The organism is Paenibacillus sp. S33, assembly GCF_053615415.1.
In genome coordinates this window covers 3,437,161-3,453,555 of the sequence record NZ_JBSIEZ010000001.1, presented here as the reverse complement: position 1 = coordinate 3,453,555, position 16,395 = coordinate 3,437,161, and the positions used below count along the sequence as shown (strand labels likewise).

12 protein-coding genes, 1 tRNA gene and 1 pseudogene are annotated in these 16,395 nt (G+C 48.0%); 8 read left to right on the top strand and 6 right to left on the bottom strand.

The window, feature by feature from the left end; genetic code table 11:
* Nucleotides 1-380 precede the first annotated feature (380 nt).
* Nucleotides 381-2,555 carry a nitrite reductase large subunit NirB gene (nirB, locus tag ACWGXJ_RS15915; RefSeq protein WP_452567128.1) on the top strand — a complete coding sequence of 725 codons (2,175 nt, stop codon included), beginning with the start codon at nt 381-383 and terminating at the stop codon, nt 2,553-2,555.
* An 83-nt stretch (nt 2,556-2,638) separates the two neighbouring features.
* A complete protein-coding gene (nasC, locus tag ACWGXJ_RS15910) occupies nt 2,639-4,819 on the top strand; it encodes an assimilatory nitrate reductase catalytic subunit NasC (protein ID WP_452567127.1) in 2,181 nt (726 codons plus the stop codon).
* Between the two features lie 123 nt (nt 4,820-4,942).
* On the opposite strand, the gene ACWGXJ_RS15905 is transcribed toward nasC, so the two are convergent.
* Nucleotides 4,943-6,016, bottom strand: coding sequence for an anthranilate phosphoribosyltransferase (locus tag ACWGXJ_RS15905; RefSeq protein WP_342418516.1), 1,074 nt, complete (start codon nt 6,014-6,016; stop codon nt 4,943-4,945).
* Between the two features lie 19 nt (nt 6,017-6,035).
* The gene (locus ACWGXJ_RS15900; RefSeq protein WP_254325321.1) at nt 6,036-6,638 is read right to left on the bottom strand and encodes an ANTAR domain-containing response regulator; all 603 of its coding nucleotides are present in this window, start codon (nt 6,636-6,638) and stop codon (nt 6,036-6,038) included.
* A gap of 444 nt (nt 6,639-7,082) precedes the next feature.
* Between ACWGXJ_RS15900 and nirB (ACWGXJ_RS15895) the strand changes: the two genes are divergently transcribed.
* Both nirB (ACWGXJ_RS15895) and nirD read left to right on the top strand, forming a co-directional pair.
* A complete protein-coding gene (nirB, locus tag ACWGXJ_RS15895; RefSeq protein WP_254329788.1) occupies nt 7,083-9,515 on the top strand; it encodes a nitrite reductase large subunit NirB in 2,433 nt (810 codons plus the stop codon).
* Between the two features lie 12 nt (nt 9,516-9,527).
* Nucleotides 9,528-9,857 (top strand): nitrite reductase small subunit NirD, encoded by a 330-nt coding sequence (gene nirD, locus ACWGXJ_RS15890; RefSeq protein ID WP_061828981.1) that lies wholly within the window; start codon nt 9,528-9,530, stop codon nt 9,855-9,857.
* 215 nt (nt 9,858-10,072) lie between these two features.
* On the opposite strand, the gene ACWGXJ_RS15885 is transcribed toward nirD, so the two are convergent.
* Nucleotides 10,073-10,144: transfer RNA gene (locus ACWGXJ_RS15885), tRNA-Val, on the bottom strand.
* Between the two features lie 141 nt (nt 10,145-10,285).
* On the opposite strand from ACWGXJ_RS15885, the gene ACWGXJ_RS15880 reads away from it, so the two are divergent.
* A complete protein-coding gene (locus tag ACWGXJ_RS15880; protein WP_069289898.1) occupies nt 10,286-10,729 on the top strand; it encodes a GNAT family N-acetyltransferase in 444 nt (147 codons plus the stop codon).
* Nucleotides 10,730-10,816: 87 nt separating this feature from the next.
* A complete protein-coding gene (locus ACWGXJ_RS15875; protein ID WP_016822393.1) occupies nt 10,817-11,053 on the top strand; it encodes a DUF3892 domain-containing protein in 237 nt (78 codons plus the stop codon).
* Nucleotides 11,054-11,183: 130 nt separating this feature from the next.
* On the opposite strand, the gene ACWGXJ_RS15870 is transcribed toward ACWGXJ_RS15875, so the two are convergent.
* Nucleotides 11,184-11,942, bottom strand: a complete 759-nt coding sequence (locus ACWGXJ_RS15870) for an MBL fold metallo-hydrolase (protein ID WP_452567126.1) — start codon at nt 11,940-11,942, stop codon at nt 11,184-11,186.
* A 200-nt stretch (nt 11,943-12,142) separates the two neighbouring features.
* Here ACWGXJ_RS15870 and ACWGXJ_RS15865 point away from each other — a divergent pair, with 200 nt between their 5' ends.
* Nucleotides 12,143-12,700, top strand: a complete 558-nt coding sequence (locus ACWGXJ_RS15865; protein WP_013310940.1) for a hypothetical protein — start codon at nt 12,143-12,145, stop codon at nt 12,698-12,700.
* A 79-nt stretch (nt 12,701-12,779) separates the two neighbouring features.
* A complete protein-coding gene (locus tag ACWGXJ_RS15860) occupies nt 12,780-13,085 on the top strand; it encodes a DUF1292 domain-containing protein (RefSeq protein WP_061828984.1) in 306 nt (101 codons plus the stop codon).
* A gap of 143 nt (nt 13,086-13,228) precedes the next feature.
* On the opposite strand, the pseudogene ACWGXJ_RS15855 reads toward ACWGXJ_RS15860, so the two are convergent.
* Together ACWGXJ_RS15855 and ACWGXJ_RS15850 are read right to left on the bottom strand one after the other, a co-directional pair.
* A pseudogene (locus tag ACWGXJ_RS15855) lies at nt 13,229-14,588 on the bottom strand (IS1182 family transposase).
* 179 nt (nt 14,589-14,767) lie between these two features.
* Nucleotides 14,768-16,243, bottom strand: a complete 1,476-nt coding sequence (locus ACWGXJ_RS15850; RefSeq protein WP_061828985.1) for an aminotransferase class I/II-fold pyridoxal phosphate-dependent enzyme — start codon at nt 16,241-16,243, stop codon at nt 14,768-14,770.
* Nucleotides 16,244-16,395 lie beyond the last annotated feature (152 nt).

Sequence of the window (16,395 nt, the reverse complement as noted above, 5' to 3'; positions counted from 1 at the left end):
AAAATGTAATTTGAACATGAAAAAGCCACAAATCGCCCCTACATGGTATCTAGGAAACGGTTTGCGGCTTCATTGCCGTGGTTGACACACCTCATTGTGAGTCGACTTGGTATGATCACGTTGGAGTGATTTTAATCAAATTATAAAAAGGGATCTGTTTTATGTCAATATACATAACACAAAATCGCAAAAAATTAAATATAAGGTGAAAAAATGCAGCCTTCATGTATTGAATATTGACATGACATTCACAATTCAGTAATCTTAGATACATATCGGCACAACGATGTGCCGACATTTACGGCAACGGTGCCCTTTTCCATTGAATGGAGAAGGGCTTTTTCTGTCTTATTTTATTCGGAGAATGGGGCTGGTTTAATATGATGAAAAAACTGGTCGTCGTCGGCAACGGTATGGCAGGCATTAAATGTGTGGAGGAAATACTTGATCTGGAGCCAGAGCGGTTCCAAATCACGATATTTGGTGCAGAGCCCCGTCCCGGGTACAACCGAGTGCTCCTGTCCAAAATGCTTCAGGAGGAGAGCTCATTTAAGCACATCGTTACCCATGACTGGGACTGGTATGAAGAGAACGGGGTAAAGCTGTACGCGGGTGAACGCGTCTGTCGTATTGATGTTGCAGCCGGGATGGTGGAAACGGAATCCGGCATCAAAGAACCTTATGACATGCTCATATTGGCAACGGGCTCATTGCCTTTCATGCCGCCCATTCCCGGAGCTCGAAAACAGGGGGTAATCGCTTTTCGTGATGTGAATGATTGTGAAACCATGGCAAGATATGCCAAAACATACCGTAAGGCCACGGTTATCGGAGGGGGGCTGTTAGGACTTGAAGCCGCTCAAGGCCTGTTGAATCTAGGGATGGAAACTGAGGTTGTTCATAATGCGCAGTATCTTATGAACCGTCAGCTTGATCGGACGGCGGCTGTGCTTCTGCAGCGAAAGCTGGAACAACAGGGCATGAGGTTTCATTTGGCGAAGGAAACGGTCAACATCATAGGCCGAAACAGGGCGCAAGGATTGATGTTTGCGGACGGGAACAGGTTGGAAACGGATTTGGTTGTGCTGGCGGTTGGTATCCGACCGAATATCGAATTAGCTCAGGACAGCGGTCTGACCGTAAACCGTGCCATTGTCGTGGATGATTATATGCGCACGAGTATTCCCGGTATTTATGCCGTCGGCGAATGTGCTGAGCATCGCGGGATTTCATACGGGCTAGTGGCGCCGCTATATGAGCAGGGCAAAGTGCTGGCAAAAGTTATTTGTGGTCGCGAAACGGCTCCCTATGAAGGGACGGTTCCGTATGCGCAGCTCAAGGTAGCGGGGATTCATCTGTTTTCCGTAGGAGACATTCGCGAAGAGGGAAGCGAAATAGCGGTCATGGAGTATAACGGGATGCAGGAGGTTTACAAAAAAGTGATGATGCATGCCGGTGCTGTCACTGGTGCCATTTTATTCGGAGATACGGCGGAAAGTAACTCCCTGCTCGGTATGGTACGGCGCGGCGCGTCGGCTACAGAGCTTGCATCCCAGGATAACAGCGAGAGCAGAGCAGAGGATGCGGTAGCCGCACTGCCGGAAGAGGAGATGGTATGTGTATGCAACGGCGTAAGTAAGGGGGCTATTTTGCGAGCGATTGCCACGGATAAGCTGAAGACGGTGGAAGAAGTGAAAAGCCGGACCAAAGCATCCGGTTCCTGTGGGGGCTGTCGGCCGCTGGTGGCTGCACTGGTCAAAAATAGTTTGTCCCGATCGACAGTTTCCGGGCCTGTAGTTACTTCGACCGCCCAAGAAGTTGTCCCTGTGTGTGGATGTACGCACTACGATCATGATTCGCTTAAGACAGCTATGGTGGACGCAGCCTGTCAGACACCAAAGGAAGTAGTGTCCCGTCTCGGTTGGACCAGACAGCAGGGGTGTGAATTATGTCGTCCGGCTGTACTTTATTATTTGGAATCTCTCGGGTTGCGCGACAGATCTGCGACAAATCCATTAAGTTCTGGTGTTGCGGTTCAGGTCGCCGAGCAGTGCGGAGGAGAAGCGCCTTCTGCGGGTCTGCGCTTTACGAACCTAAATGCTGAGAATCAAGCTTTTGTTGAGTCGGACCTGATGGATCAGGCATTTGTAGAAGTAGCCTGGCTAAGAGAGCGGTTGGCAACTTTATGGGGAAGTCTCGCATTGCCCTCGTTGGTTACAGTTTCTGTTTGCCCTGGATCGGATTATCCAGGAGGTGTACTTGTCCACGATATTGGAATATCCCGATCTCCAGCAGGCTGGGAGGTTTATGCCGGTGGTCATGCTGAGCATCCGGTTCGCCAGGGGCAGCTGCTTGGATTGGAGGAGGACCCGACAGAAGCGGTCCTGCTGGCTGCAGTTTGCTTGCGAATATACCGACATAGTGCCCGGTACGGGGAGAAAATGTGGGAGTGGATTGAAAGGACTGGTGTTATGGCGCTACGGGAAAGTGTGCTTGATGCTGCTCTTCGAAGTGAACTGGCGGGCAGCCTACGGACCACAATGCTGACAGGATGACGGGTTGAGTTGGAGTTGTGGCGATATATCTAGCGTGTGCAGACAATAAAATCACGAAAAATGGCGAAGGGGAGGTGACTTTGATGTGTCAGTCAGGAGAAAGCAAACCGGAAGCTGGGCTACATGTATCGTCAGTAATGGATACGCAGTGCCCGTTTTGCAGCGTGCAATGTAAGATGACCGTTAGCACGGGTACAGAGACACTCGCGGGTATCATCCGTACAGTGTATAAGGCGGAAGGGAAGCCTAATGCAGCCTCGCAGGGTAGGCTGTGCATCAAGGGAATGAATGCGCATCAGCATGCGACTCATGCGGAAAGGCTGGTACAGCCTCTCATACGCAAAGAGGGCAAACTTGTTCCCGTCAAGTGGGAGGAGGCATTGGATACTATAGCTAGCAGTTTCTCTACGCTACTGTCCACACAGGGTGCCGATGCAATCGGAATTTACGGTGGAGGTTCACTCTCCAATGAAACGGCCTATTTACTCGGTAAATTTGCAAGAGTGGCTGTAGGTACGCGATATATCGATTATAACGGGCGCTTCTGCATGTCGGCAGCGGCATCCGCTGGTAGTAAAGTGTTTGGCGTTGATCGCGGACTGACCTGCAGATTGGCTGATATTCCATTAGCTCGTTGTATTGTACTCGCAGGTACAAATATCGCTGAATGCCAGCCGACGTTAATGCCTTATTTTCACGAGGCGAAGGAAAACGGCGCGTTTGTCATCGTGATTGACCCGCGCGCGACACCAACGGCGGCGGCCGCCGATTTGCACCTGCAAATCAAGCCGGGTACGGATGCTGTGCTGGCCAATGCCATGCTAAAGGTCATCGTGGATGAAGGATTTGCGAATGAAGAGTTTATCCGCAAGCGGACCAACGCCTATGACCAGCTGTTGACTCATTTGAAGGGTGTGGATCTGAGCGAATCGGCTGCGTTGTGCGGAATTGAGGTAGAAATGATCCGGCAGGCAGCACGTGCCTTTGGCAGTGTGGAGACTGGCATCGTTTTTACGGCCAGAGGTGTCGAACAGCAGACAGATGGACATATGGCGGTGCGTGCATTTCTTAATCTAGTGCTGGCCACTGGCAAGATAGGAAGGGAAGGATGCGGTTATGGGGCTATCACAGGACAAGGAAACGGGCAAGGGGGGAGAGAGCACGGCCAAAAGGCTGACCAGCTTCCTGGCTACAGATCGATTGAGAATGAAGAAGATCGATTCTATGTGGCGTCCGTGTGGGGAGTTGAACCAAGCAGTTTGCCGGGAAAAGGGGTGTCCGCCTATGAAATGATGGAGCTTGTTCATCAGCGAGAAATCCAAGCTCTGTTCGTGATGGGCTCTAATCCTGTTGTATCTAACCCGAATGTCCGGCTGGTGGAGGAAGCCCTCAAAAAGCTGAATCTGCTGGTTGTGGCGGATATGTTTCTCACTGAAACCGCACGGATGGCCGACGTTGTTTTACCTGTGACGTCTTATTTGGAGAATACGGGGACGATGACCAATCTGGAGGGCCGCGTTCTGCTGCGGGAAGCGGCGAGGCCCGCACCGGGCGAGGCTAGAGATGACTGGAACATTTTGTGTCAGTTGGCTGCAAAGCTAAACAAGGGCAGCTATTTCTCTTACAGGGATGCTGAGCATATCTTTGAAGAACTGCGGCTCGCCAGCCGGGGCGGTCCTGCCGATTATTATGGGATCACATATGACAGGCTGCGTCGTGAAGAAGGAGTATATTGGCCATGCCCGTCTACGGACAGAGCCGGTATGGATATGATGTTTCGGGAAACCTTTGCCCATTCCGATCAAAAGGCTGTTTTTACGGTGGTTGAAAGCTGTGGAGCAGGAGAGGAGATATCAGAGGAGTACCCGCTTATTTTGACGAACGGCCGTGTACTGGCTCATTATTTGACCGGTGCACAAACGCGCAGAAGTCCGTCGCTGGCCGCGCGAGAGATTGAAAATTATGTGGAAATTCATCCGCGGACAGCGCGACGCTGGCATATCAGGGACGGGGAGTGGGTAGAAATAGCATCACAGCGCGGCAACTTCACTGTCCGCAGCCGAATCAAACCACATATCCGCGAAGACACGCTCTTCGTACCCATGCATTGGGGTGGGATACAAAATGTAAATCGGGCGACCCGACCCGATCTTGATCCGTTCTGCCGGATGCCTGGCTTCAAAACGGCAGCTGTACGTATTCGTCCCCTTCACCTAGCCGCAGCAGCAAGCAGTGCAGATAATGGGGAGTGGTCTGAGTTCTAGAGCAGGATGGAGTAAGTGACTTTTTCTTTGCATAAAAGACCAGTCCTCATTGTATGAATGAGGGCTGGTCTTTTTGGGTTGGACAGTTAATGGCCTGCAATCACAGACCGCGTGAGGCCGATATTATAATTGCAATCGGGTTTCGGATATGTTTGCTCCCGTTTTTATTTCTGTTCTGAGCATAGCTTCCCGCCATTGTTTATACAAATTCCAGGCGTCCCCGTTTTCTAGCAGCGGTTTGCAGGTATACAAACCTTCCTCTATGGAGTCGACTCGTCCTGCAACGAACAGTCGGACCGCACTGTTGAGTAACACTTGATTCGAAAAGGCTATAGAAGCTGTACCTTGTAGCACTTCCTCCGTAATGCGCAGTTGTTCAGCGGGGGTCCAGTTATGCTCTGGTACCACCGAATCCAGCCCGTACATTTCTGGATCAATAACCTGTAGTGACACCTCGCCGTTAGCAAGCAGGTAAGTCCGGGTCGGCCGATCGATGAACAGGTCCTCCGATCCTTCGCTCCCCTGGACGATCAGAGCCCTGCGGTAATTGAGATTTTGCATGAGTTTCGCCGTCTTCTCGAACACAGTATTGTGGAAAACGCCGAATACAATATAGGGGGAAGAACCGTAATCAACCAGTTTCTCGGCAGTATTCAGCACCGTGCGAAGCCCCAGCTCTTCGCGAATGGACCGCAGATCTCGCAGGGGCGCGCACCACTGTTCGGAGGCTATGAATAGTACACCAGCCAGCTTCGCGGCATGAATGGCGGTTTCGCGTGTCATGTTCCCGGACGTAACCCCCATTTCCTGCAGTAAAAGCGGTAACGTAACCCCCCATTTGGGAGGGAGAGGTGCGCTGCCATGCATCGTTACAGGTATTCCGCATGAGGCGAGTACGAAGGCTGTTGCGAAGGTGGCGATAAACGATGACTTCCTGCCATCGTACGGACCGGCAAAATCAATACCTTCCTGCATCGGGAAGCGATGGGTATATTTACGGCAGACGTTTACGAATGCTTCCAGCTCGGCAACGCTCTCCATTTTAATGCGCTCCGCGGCAAAGAAAGCTCCGATTTGAGCAGGGGTTGCTGACTGGGTCATAATAAGTTCGGCAGCAGCTTCGGCTTCGGCGTAATTCAGATCCCGGGCGCCCCTTTTGCCACGACCCACTTCTTTTAATATTTCAATGATATTCATGTTCAGGCCCCTTTCAGATTTATGCTTTTAGCATTTGCTGTGCCTTGACGATGGAGATGGCCACATCAACGATACGTTTGCGTTCGTTCATTGCTTTTTTGCGTAGCACATCATATGCTTCCGCTTCCGGGATACCGTTTACTTCCCCCAGTATTCCTTTGGCCATATCAATCCATTTGCGTTCTTCCAGTCGAGCGGTCAGTTGCTTGCGTTCACTTTGCCAATGCTGGCGTTCAAAAAAGCGTTTGGCACTAAAATGAAGAGCCCAATTCAGTTCATGGGCTGCCATTGAAGGGGTTAGAATGCCATCGACAGTGACATCAGCTTCACAAGCCTCTGTCGATGATAGCGCTGATTCTGCGCTGCACCACCAGAGCAATGGGACCGCTTTGGCTTGCTCCAGCCTGTCACTCCATATGCTGATAGTGCCAACAGGTATGTTTAGTACCGCCGCATCTGCATTAAGGATTAGCTGTTTGATTTCGGATTCATTGCGGCAGGGCAGAGTTAGGTATCCGTTGGACTCTAAAAGGTACTCAGGTCCTGCTTGGCATGAGGAAACGGCGTGTGTCTGCTCAGATACATGGTCAGAATGTAAGTGAATTACCAACAAGGAACGCAAGCGGGCTCCTCCTCTCTGTAACATGAAGGGTGGTTAGGGATGAGATAGTATTCATTGATAACAAATATGACATGAAATTTTATCTGTCTGCTTATTTTTTTCACCATCATCAAATTAAAACGGACTTTTAAACCATTTTGGCGTGTTTTGGTCTGAAAATCAATCCTAATTTTGTAGGAGAGTGATATTTTATACGTCATAGATATGTTACATGGTGATAAAATATAATTTTTTATAAGATATTGCGTAAGGAATGTTGACATATCATTTGAACCATTATATATTAGCTACAGTACTTTTTAATTCCATACTCTGATGGATACAACGGCGTATTCGATGAAACGGCAATGGAGCCTGTTTTCTCATGTGAGGGATATTATGAATCCCCATATGTGAAGCAGGCTTTTTATGTTTTAAGGATACAAATGGAAGGGGAGTGACCTGATGAACGATATCCAAAAGTTAGTGTTGATCGGCAACGGAATGGCGGGAATACGCACTCTCGAACATTTGCTGAAGCTTGCACCAGGTAGCTATGAAATTACGGTATTCGGGGCCGAGCCCCATCCAAACTATAACCGGATCATGCTGTCCTCCGTTCTGGCGGGAGGGGCTGGTTTGCAGGATATTGTCATCAACGACTGGAGTTGGTATGAAGACAACAATATTCGATTGTATACCGATGATCCTGTCACAGCTATCGATACGGAAAAGCAGCAGGTGACGTCGCGCTCCGGCGTATGCATCTCTTATGATTTGTTGTTGTTGGCAACAGGTTCTAAAGCCTTTATTCTGCCGCTTCCAGGAGCCGACAAGGAAGGTGTTATCGGTTTTCGGGATATTCGTGACTGTGAAACGATGATGGAGACGGCAAAGACGCACAAAAAAGCAGCCGTCATCGGCGGCGGATTGCTTGGGCTAGAGGCAGCTAGGGGGCTGCTTAACTTGGGAATGGACGTCACCGTTATTCATATTAACGGATATATTATGGATCGACAGCTGGATGAGGCTGCTTCCCTTATGCTACGGCGTGAGCTGGAGGAGCAGGGAATGACTTTTCTGGTCAATAAGCGGACGGCGGCTATTACGGGGCGTCGCCGCGTGGAAGGGTTGAAATTTGCCGATGGCAGCGAGCTGGAAGCAGATCTGATCGTTATGGCGGTAGGCATCAAACCAGACATTGAACTGGCGGTGTCGGCGGGAATCCCTGTAAACCGCGGCATCATCGTAAATGATTACATGGAAACGAATATCCCTGGAATCTACGCCGTTGGAGAATGCGCAGAACACCGGGGAATCACTTACGGGCTGGTTGCTCCATTATATGAGCAAGGTGGTGTACTGGCTCAGCGGCTCGCGGGAATGGAGATTCCCGGCTACAGTGGTTCTGTTACCTCGACAAGGTTGAAGGTATCGGGTGTCGACGTGTTTTCAGCAGGGGATTACAAGGATGAACCGGGAACACGTTCCCTGCGGTATCAGGATGATATTGGCGGCGTCTACAAAAAAATCGTGATCAAGGAAGAAAAACTTATCGGAGCTGTTCTGTTTGGGGATACGTCTGACGGAGCCATGCTGTTTTCTTTGATCAAAAGTGGCGAGTCGGTGGTTGGCCGAGAGAAAGAGTTATTACTTGGCTTCAATCCCGGTCAACCTGAAGCTAGTGGCGCCATGATGCTAGAGCAGATGCCTGATGACGAAATTGTATGCGGATGTAATGGTGTATCCAAGGGTGACATTGGAGAGGCGGTTGCGGCTGGCTGCCGGAGTGTCGGGGAGATTAAGGCATGCACAAAGGCATCGGCATCATGTGGCGGCTGCAAGCCATTAGTGGAGGGACTCTTACAGCTATACGCAGGCGCAGAAGCCGGAGAAACGCTGAAAGAGGGAATTTGTAGTTGTACGACGCTTGACCGGGAAGCGATCATTGATGGCATTCGGGAGATGGGATTGAAGAGCGTCAAAGAAGTGATGAATGTGCTGGGCTGGAACGAACCGGAAGGTTGCACTAAATGTCGACCGGCCCTCAATTATTATCTAGGTATGCTATGGCCGCTGGATTATGAGGATGAGAAGGAATCCAGATTCACGAATGAACGGTACCATGCCAATATACAGAAAGATGGCACCTATTCTGTCGTGCCCCGCATTTATGGAGGAGTTACTTCACCTGCCGACTTGAAGAAAATTGCTGCTGTCGCAGAGAAATACAATGTGCCTCTGGTGAAATTTACGGGGGGCCAACGCCTTGACCTGCTTGGTGTGAAGAAGGAGGATTTGCCGGGGATCTGGGCTGAGTTGGATATGCCGTCTGGATATGCCTATGGAAAGACGCTGCGAACGGTTAAGACGTGCGTAGGTAACACCTTTTGTCGCTTTGGCACTCAGGATGCTATGGGTATGGGCATCCGGTTGGAAAAGGCATTTGAACGTCTGAATGCGCCATCCAAAGTCAAACTGGCTGTATCTGGTTGCCCGCGTAACTGCGCTGAAGCGACGATCAAGGATTTGGGCGTCGTTGCTATTGACGGTGGATGGGGGATCTACGTTGGAGGTAACGGCGGTATTAAGGTTCGGGCAGCTGAACTGCTTTGTACCGTTAAAACTGAGGATGAAGTGATGGAATGGACCGGTGCCTATCTGCAGTATTATCGCGAGCAGGCCAATTGGAACGAACGCACAGCCCATTGGGTGGAACGGGTCGGAGTTGAATCCATCAAACAGGCACTCGCGAATGCAGAGACGAGGAAGCAACTGGTGACCAGAATTGAGGAGACGTTAAGCACGACGACTGATCCGTGGCACGAAATTATTCACAACGAAGAGCTGCGCAAAAATTTTGTGCAACTGCCGGAACTTAAGCCAGTAATGGAATAGGGGGCTGACAAAATGGAGACTAATACGACAACCAACAGAATCAGAATAGCTGATCTGAACGAAATTGACCGACGTGGAGCAAGGACAGTTCGCATTCATAATACAGAGATAGCTGTATTCCGTCTGAGCGATGGCAGCGTGCATGCGCTTGAGAATCGTTGTCCGCACAAAGGGGGACGGTTATCTGAAGGAATGATATGTGGCTCAGCGATCCATTGTCCGCTCCATGACTGGAAAGTTGACCTTTCCACTGGCCAGGTGCAAGAGCCGGATACTGGATGTGTGACTGCTTACCCCACGGAGATTGACAGTGAGAGCGGGGAGGTTTATATCGTAATCTAAGAGTTCTATGCGTATTGTGCTGGAGGTTCTGCTTTTTTTCTTCTATATAATAGAAGGATCAATGTGAAAGGCTTTGTTGAAGAAGTAGGCATCATTTTGATTGAAAAATAGGTTATTGACTAAATCTTAGTCAATAACCTATTTTCTTTTCACAGGATAACTGGATTTATCTCGACACAAACAAAAAAGCCTTGAGTATCAAGGCTTTTGACGAATAGGACGGATGGGGATCGAACCCATGACCCTTACCCTGTCAAGATAATGCTCTCCCGCTGAGCTACCGTCCTGCGGTTACTAGATAATATCATGTATTAACCATATATGTAAAGTGGAAAAATAGAAGTCAGCCTGTACTTCATGAGCATTTATATATATAATTCGAATTTAGTGAGTTTGCAATCTGGAATTAATGATAGGGGGAACAGATGATGGCCGCAGAAATTATAAGTGTAACAACAGAGGAGCAGCTACAGGAGGCAATATCGATCCGTACCAAAGTGTTTGTCGAAGAGCAAAAAGTTCCTCTCGATTTAGAAGTTGATCATTATGACAAGCTGGGAGATACGGCCCATCATTTGCTAATTTGTGAACATGGTGAAATGGTGGCCACTGGTCGGTTGACATACTATGAGGAAGATACAGCTAAAATGCAACGTATTGCCGTTCTCAAGGAGCATCGTGCCGCAGGCTATGGACGTGTATTACTGCTAGCGCTGGAGGAACGTGCACGTGAATTGGGGCTAAGATACTCGCTGCTAGATGCCCAATGTCAAGCCGAGAAGTTTTACGAAAAGCTCGGTTATGAGACGATCTCCGATGAACCTTTTGACGATGCGGGAATACCGCATGTACGTATGCGCAAAAAGTTGTAGTCGACAGCGTAAGGTGCATACAAATCTGTACAATGTGCATGCTAGTAAAAGTTCCTCCACTAAACTATGGATAAGGAGCGATACAGCATGGCTAATACAGAACGGGAGCAAATTACAGCAGTACGTAAAAACGGGGATGGCGACCTTGCGTCTTTTCAGACATCTACCGGTCGGATTTTAGATTATAGCCAAGCATTGAACGAGATTGAGGCAGGCTCAATTGCAGGCGTTAACGTGTTCAAGGCCAAGGATGGAAGCAAACGAATTCGGGGAGATGCCGATGGAGATCCTTCTAATAACCTGGATCAACTGCCATTGTTCTGACCTTAACTCGCAACATTAGAATGCAAGTTCATCATTATATTCAAGAACAGCAAGCCGCTTGGCTATCCTTTGTAGGAAAGCCAGGCGGCTTTTTGTTAATTGTTCAAGCTGTATTTAGTATGCTACTCTGCTACTCTGCACGTTCCAACTCTGTAAGTGGATATACTCGTTGCTGCTCCAGAAAGGACATGACCCCTGCCTTCTCCCTGAACTGTTCCATATCATCACTATAGTGCATTAGATGAATCCGTTCTTGAAGAGATGGCGCCAAGCTTAGAAGCTCGTCCAATGTCGTATGGACTTCTCCAGCGCCTTGTAATTGAACCTCATGGAGAATACTCCGACATCCTCGTTCATGCACCAGATGATGAAGCAAATCAGGGTCAAAAACCATATCTGCACTATAAAAAAGGCGGTCATTAATGAATAGGGAATAACTGTTTTTACCAGGAATATGCCTTGTAGGGATTAGCTCCACCTGAATACCGGATACTAATGTAGTGGGTACACCAGGTGTTATTACGTTTACCTCGAATACATCTTCAAGCTTGTCAATCATACCCTGCTGTGACATTCCGCCCTTGAGTGTATGCTCCCATAAAGGGTAGATTAGTGGTTCGGCAATATAAAGTAGAGGCTTGCGACGATGGAGAATGTTCATTTGAAAACCGAATTCCTCCAAACCTCCGACATGATCTGCGTGAATATGTGTGATTAAAATTGCGTCAATATCAGGCAAAGGGACGTCCATTTGGTGTAATGCTAAAGAAGCGGTTGTACCGCAATCGATCAGCAGTTTGCCTTCTCCGCTGTCCAGCAGTGCGTTGTTGTTGTAATAATGCTTGGCAAAGGCACTGCCTGTGCCAAGCATTTGTATCGTTAGGCTCATTATGGATTTATCCTCCAGACTTTGTGTACTAGGACTTCTACAGTCGTATTTTATCACCTATGCTACCGGAACTAAAGATTTGGCTCCTTATGTAAAAACTTTGGACAATTTGTGAAACACAGCGCAACTTGTGCGGCTGAGCTAGGTATAAATGTACGACAGAAGGTTTTAAACAGATGACGATGGAGGGATTAGTAGTTATGAAATGGAGAAGAGTGATGGCCCTGATGATGGCCTTTTCAATAATGGGAGGGACCGCCATTTCGGCGGAATCCGCCAAGGACCAAGTGCAGTTGATTATTAATGGAGAAGTGTCAAAAGATGGTGCAGTTGTCATTGATGGGAAAACCTATGTGCCCATCCGTGATTTTAACGGACTTGTCAATTTTGATCCATCCGGTGGAAAAGTTGTTTTCGATCAGCCGAACGTGCATATGTTCCTGTTCAAGGGAGATACTGTGTTTGGTAACGTGAATAAAGGCAATAAAGTGAAATTTAATGTATTTAGTCAAATTGATACCTTGAAAACAGATATCTCCGGAGTGAAGGTAGCGATCACCGACCCTTCGGGCAACGTGAAGGATATTCAGTCTCAAGATATCAAAGGAGCGCAAAAGGATAACTTCTGGTTCCGTACGAACGACTTTACGTATGATTTCAAAACAGCAGGGAATTACCGGGTTGGTTTCTATATTAAAGAGAGCAAAGACGGCAGCTATACCTTGGTGTCCGAAAAAGTCATTACAGCGATAAATTAGGCATACCACAAATTGACCTGCACCCTTGATCATGTTACGATACGGGGGAAAATAAAACAATTTGAAGGTAGGTATTTCCATGAGTGATCACAAACATGAACACGGTGAAGCCTGCAACCACGATCATGACCACGAACATGAAGAAATGGTTCTTACGCTAACTGATGAAAATGGTAAAGATGTAGAAATGGTGCTGGTAGAGACCTTTGACGTAGAAGATCACATTTATGCTCTTCTGCTTGAGCGAGGCAATCCTGAAGCGGATGGCATTATTCTTCGTATGGAAGAAGAAAACGAAGAAATGGTGCTTTACAATATTGAGGACGAAGATGAGTGGAAACGTGTAGAAGCCGCATATAGCGAGCTTGTTGCCCAATACGAATAGAATTGGATGCAGCAGCTGTATAGCTCTTTAAGAAAAAAAGCCCCCGAACGGGGGCTCAGATTGTCGAGAAACCCCGTCTTTTTGAGACGTGGGTTTCTTTTTCTTTACATCATAAGGCTCTGGTCTCTGGAGAAACAGGGGGGTTACCCCTGTTTCTCCAGGCGATCCAGGTGGATCGCCATCTTCTTCATGTTCTGCACGGCTGCCGTCATAAGGGCTTGTTCCCTGACGTTTGGTAGACCGCGCAAACGGCAATAGCGAAACCCATGGAGCTCTTTGGCATCCGCGAAGCTTCGCTCAATCGTCTCTTTTCGTTTGCGGTACAGCCGTTTCCCGGATGGGCTTAGCCGGTTGCTCCGTACCCACTCTTTGCTGTCTTCCCAGACATGCCGAGTCACCACTTTGCGGTGGTTTCGAGACTGGGTACACTGGTCTAGCAGTGGGCAATGCTGGCACTGAGCTGGGTCAGAGGCATACTGCCGGTATCCCTTACGGTCCGTCGTTCGGTAGGGCAGTTCCTGTTGGGCTGGGCATCTATACACATTGCGTTTGGCATCGTATTCAAACTTCCATTTCGGAAACAGCCCTTGTCTGGGATGGAATCTTCGGTGAGCAATCACGGCAAAAATCTTTCGGTTTTGCAAACCTCGGCAAATCGGCTCGTTAAATAACCTGAATCTAGCGCAACAGCTTCTACTTGAAAACCAAAGCGTTCTCTTTGTCGATCCAAACGGGACAAATAGGGGACAGAATCATGTACATTCCCCGGCGTCACATGCACATCCGTAATCAGATTGTACTTCATATCCACTGTGCGGTGGTCCAGATAGAAGAAGCCTTCAGGCTTGCCATCACGGATCATATAGCCGCTGTCCGGGTCGGTTTTGCTCACTTTAATTTCTTTTTCTTCGTTCACTTCCTCTCGGGATTTCAAGGCTTTTTTCCGTGGTTTTTCCGGTCCTCCTTCACTGCTTCGTTAAGCTCGTCCATATAGTCTTTGGTATTCTGCAACACTTGTTCTTTGGTGTACTGGTGCCTGTTAGCATTGGCTTTGACGTGTGTGGAATCGGTAACGAGAACACGCCCACCCACCATTCGGTGAGAGATCGCCTGCAGCACAATTTCATCGAAGATATCTTGAAAGATCGTGGTGTCTTTAAAGCGAGTGCGACGATTCCAGCTAATCGTCGTATGGTCTGGAACTTTATCCGTTAAACCCAGCCCCAGGAACCAGCGATAAGCCAGGTTCGTCTGAATTTCACGCTCGAGTTGCCGTTCTGAGCGAATGCCATAGAAATAACCGAGAAAGATCATTTTAAACAACACGGTAGGATCAATGGCAGGACGCCCGTTGTCCGCACAATACAGCGGGCTTACCTTCTCATGAATAAAGGAGAAGTCTATATATGTATCCACTTTACGAAGCAGATGATCTTGCGGTACCAGTTCTTCCAGAGAAACCAATTCAAAAGATTGTTGTTTGTCTTGATGAGGTCGCAGCATATCAACACCGTCCGTTCTACAATAGTTACCTATATTATATAACATTAACGCGGTGTCGTCTTAAATAAAATGAACATAAAAAAAGCTGTCGAGACTTTCTCGACAGCCTGAGCCCCCGAACGGGGGCTTTTTTTCTTGACTATCAACATGTTTTTTAAGCATGTATTGACAGTTCAATATTATGAAATAGCGTCAGTTTCGACGATAACCTTCACCTGATGTACTGTTCGGTCCTCGGGTCCTTTAACAGGCAGGCCTACTTCTACATGATCAACAATATAATCAATATTGTCCTGCGAAATAACTTCTCCTGGCAGTAAGATTGGAATACCAGGTGGATACACATAGATGAATTCTGCAATAATGCGACCTGCAGATTCCTTGAAAGGCACGATTTCCGTATCTCCATAAAAAGCGTCTCTTGGAATGAGGGAGAGCTGAGGGATATCCGGTATCTTTACAACTAGCTCATGCTCCTGACCTGTGGAATAGTGCAGAGAAGCCAGCTCACGCAGAGCTTTCAACAAAATTTCAATTTCCTCTTTGGTATCACCAGGGGTCACCAAACAGAGAATATTGTACATATCGCTAAGCTCAACCTCGATATTGTAGTGATCTCTCAGCCAATTCTCCACATCGTATCCGGTAAGGCCCAAATGGCGGATATGAACCGTAATTTTGGTTGGATCATAATCATAGGTAGCTTCCGTGCCAAGAATTTCGCTGCCAAAGCAATATAGCCCTTCAATCTTGTTGACCTCTGAACGACAATATTCAGCCAATTCCAGAGCGCGTTGTGCTATTTCATGACCGTTAAGGGCCAGATTACGTCGGGATGTGTCCAACGAAGCCAGCAGAATATACGAAGTCGACGTTGTTGTCAGCATACTGAAAATCGTTTGTACACGCTGTGGGTTAACGTATCCGTTTTTCGTATTTACATTCAGAATTGAGCTTTGAGTCAAGGAACCACCCAGCTTGTGAACGCTTGTAGCTGACATGTCTGCTCCCGCCTCCATGGCGGACATCGGTAGATCAGAGTGAAAATGAATCAGTACTCCATGAGCCTCATCGACCAGGACCGGCACATTATAGCTGTGAGCGAGATCTACAATTTCCTTCAAATCGGCGCACACACCGTAATATGTCGGGTTGATAACAAGGACGCCCTTGGCGTCAGGGTGGCGTTCCAATGCCCGGCGTACGGACTTGGTTGTAACCCCGTGGTGAATACCGAGATTCTCATCACTGACTGGAGAAATAAATACCGGCTTTGCACCAGCAAAGATAATGGCAGACATTATAGATTTGTGTATGTTTCGGGGTACAATAATTTTATCACCAGGTATGCAAATCGACATAATCATGGTGATGATGGCTCCGCTTGTCCCCTGTACACTGTAATACGTATAATCAGCTCCGAAGGCCTCTGCTGCAAGCTTTTGAGCTTCTTCGATGACGCCTGATGGCTGATGCAGATCGTCCAATGGAGCGATGTTGATCATATCTATGGAAAAGGCATTATCCCCCATAAATTCGCGAAATTCCGAATCAGCTCCCACTCCCTTTTTATGGCCTGGGATGTGAAATTGAACCGGGTTGCTCTGAGCATGCTTTTTCAAAGCAGTAAAAAGCGGGGTGTTGCTTTGATTCATTAGTGTTGTCACAACCTTTCGTGCAGGATTTCGACAATCCTGTGCAAGTGATAATAGAACAAAATTGAGTATAGCAGTTTGAAGTAGGAATGCAAGCGATTGAGGGCGCATTTATTTGCGAAAGAGTGGAGTAGGCTGATAACCCGGTCTAT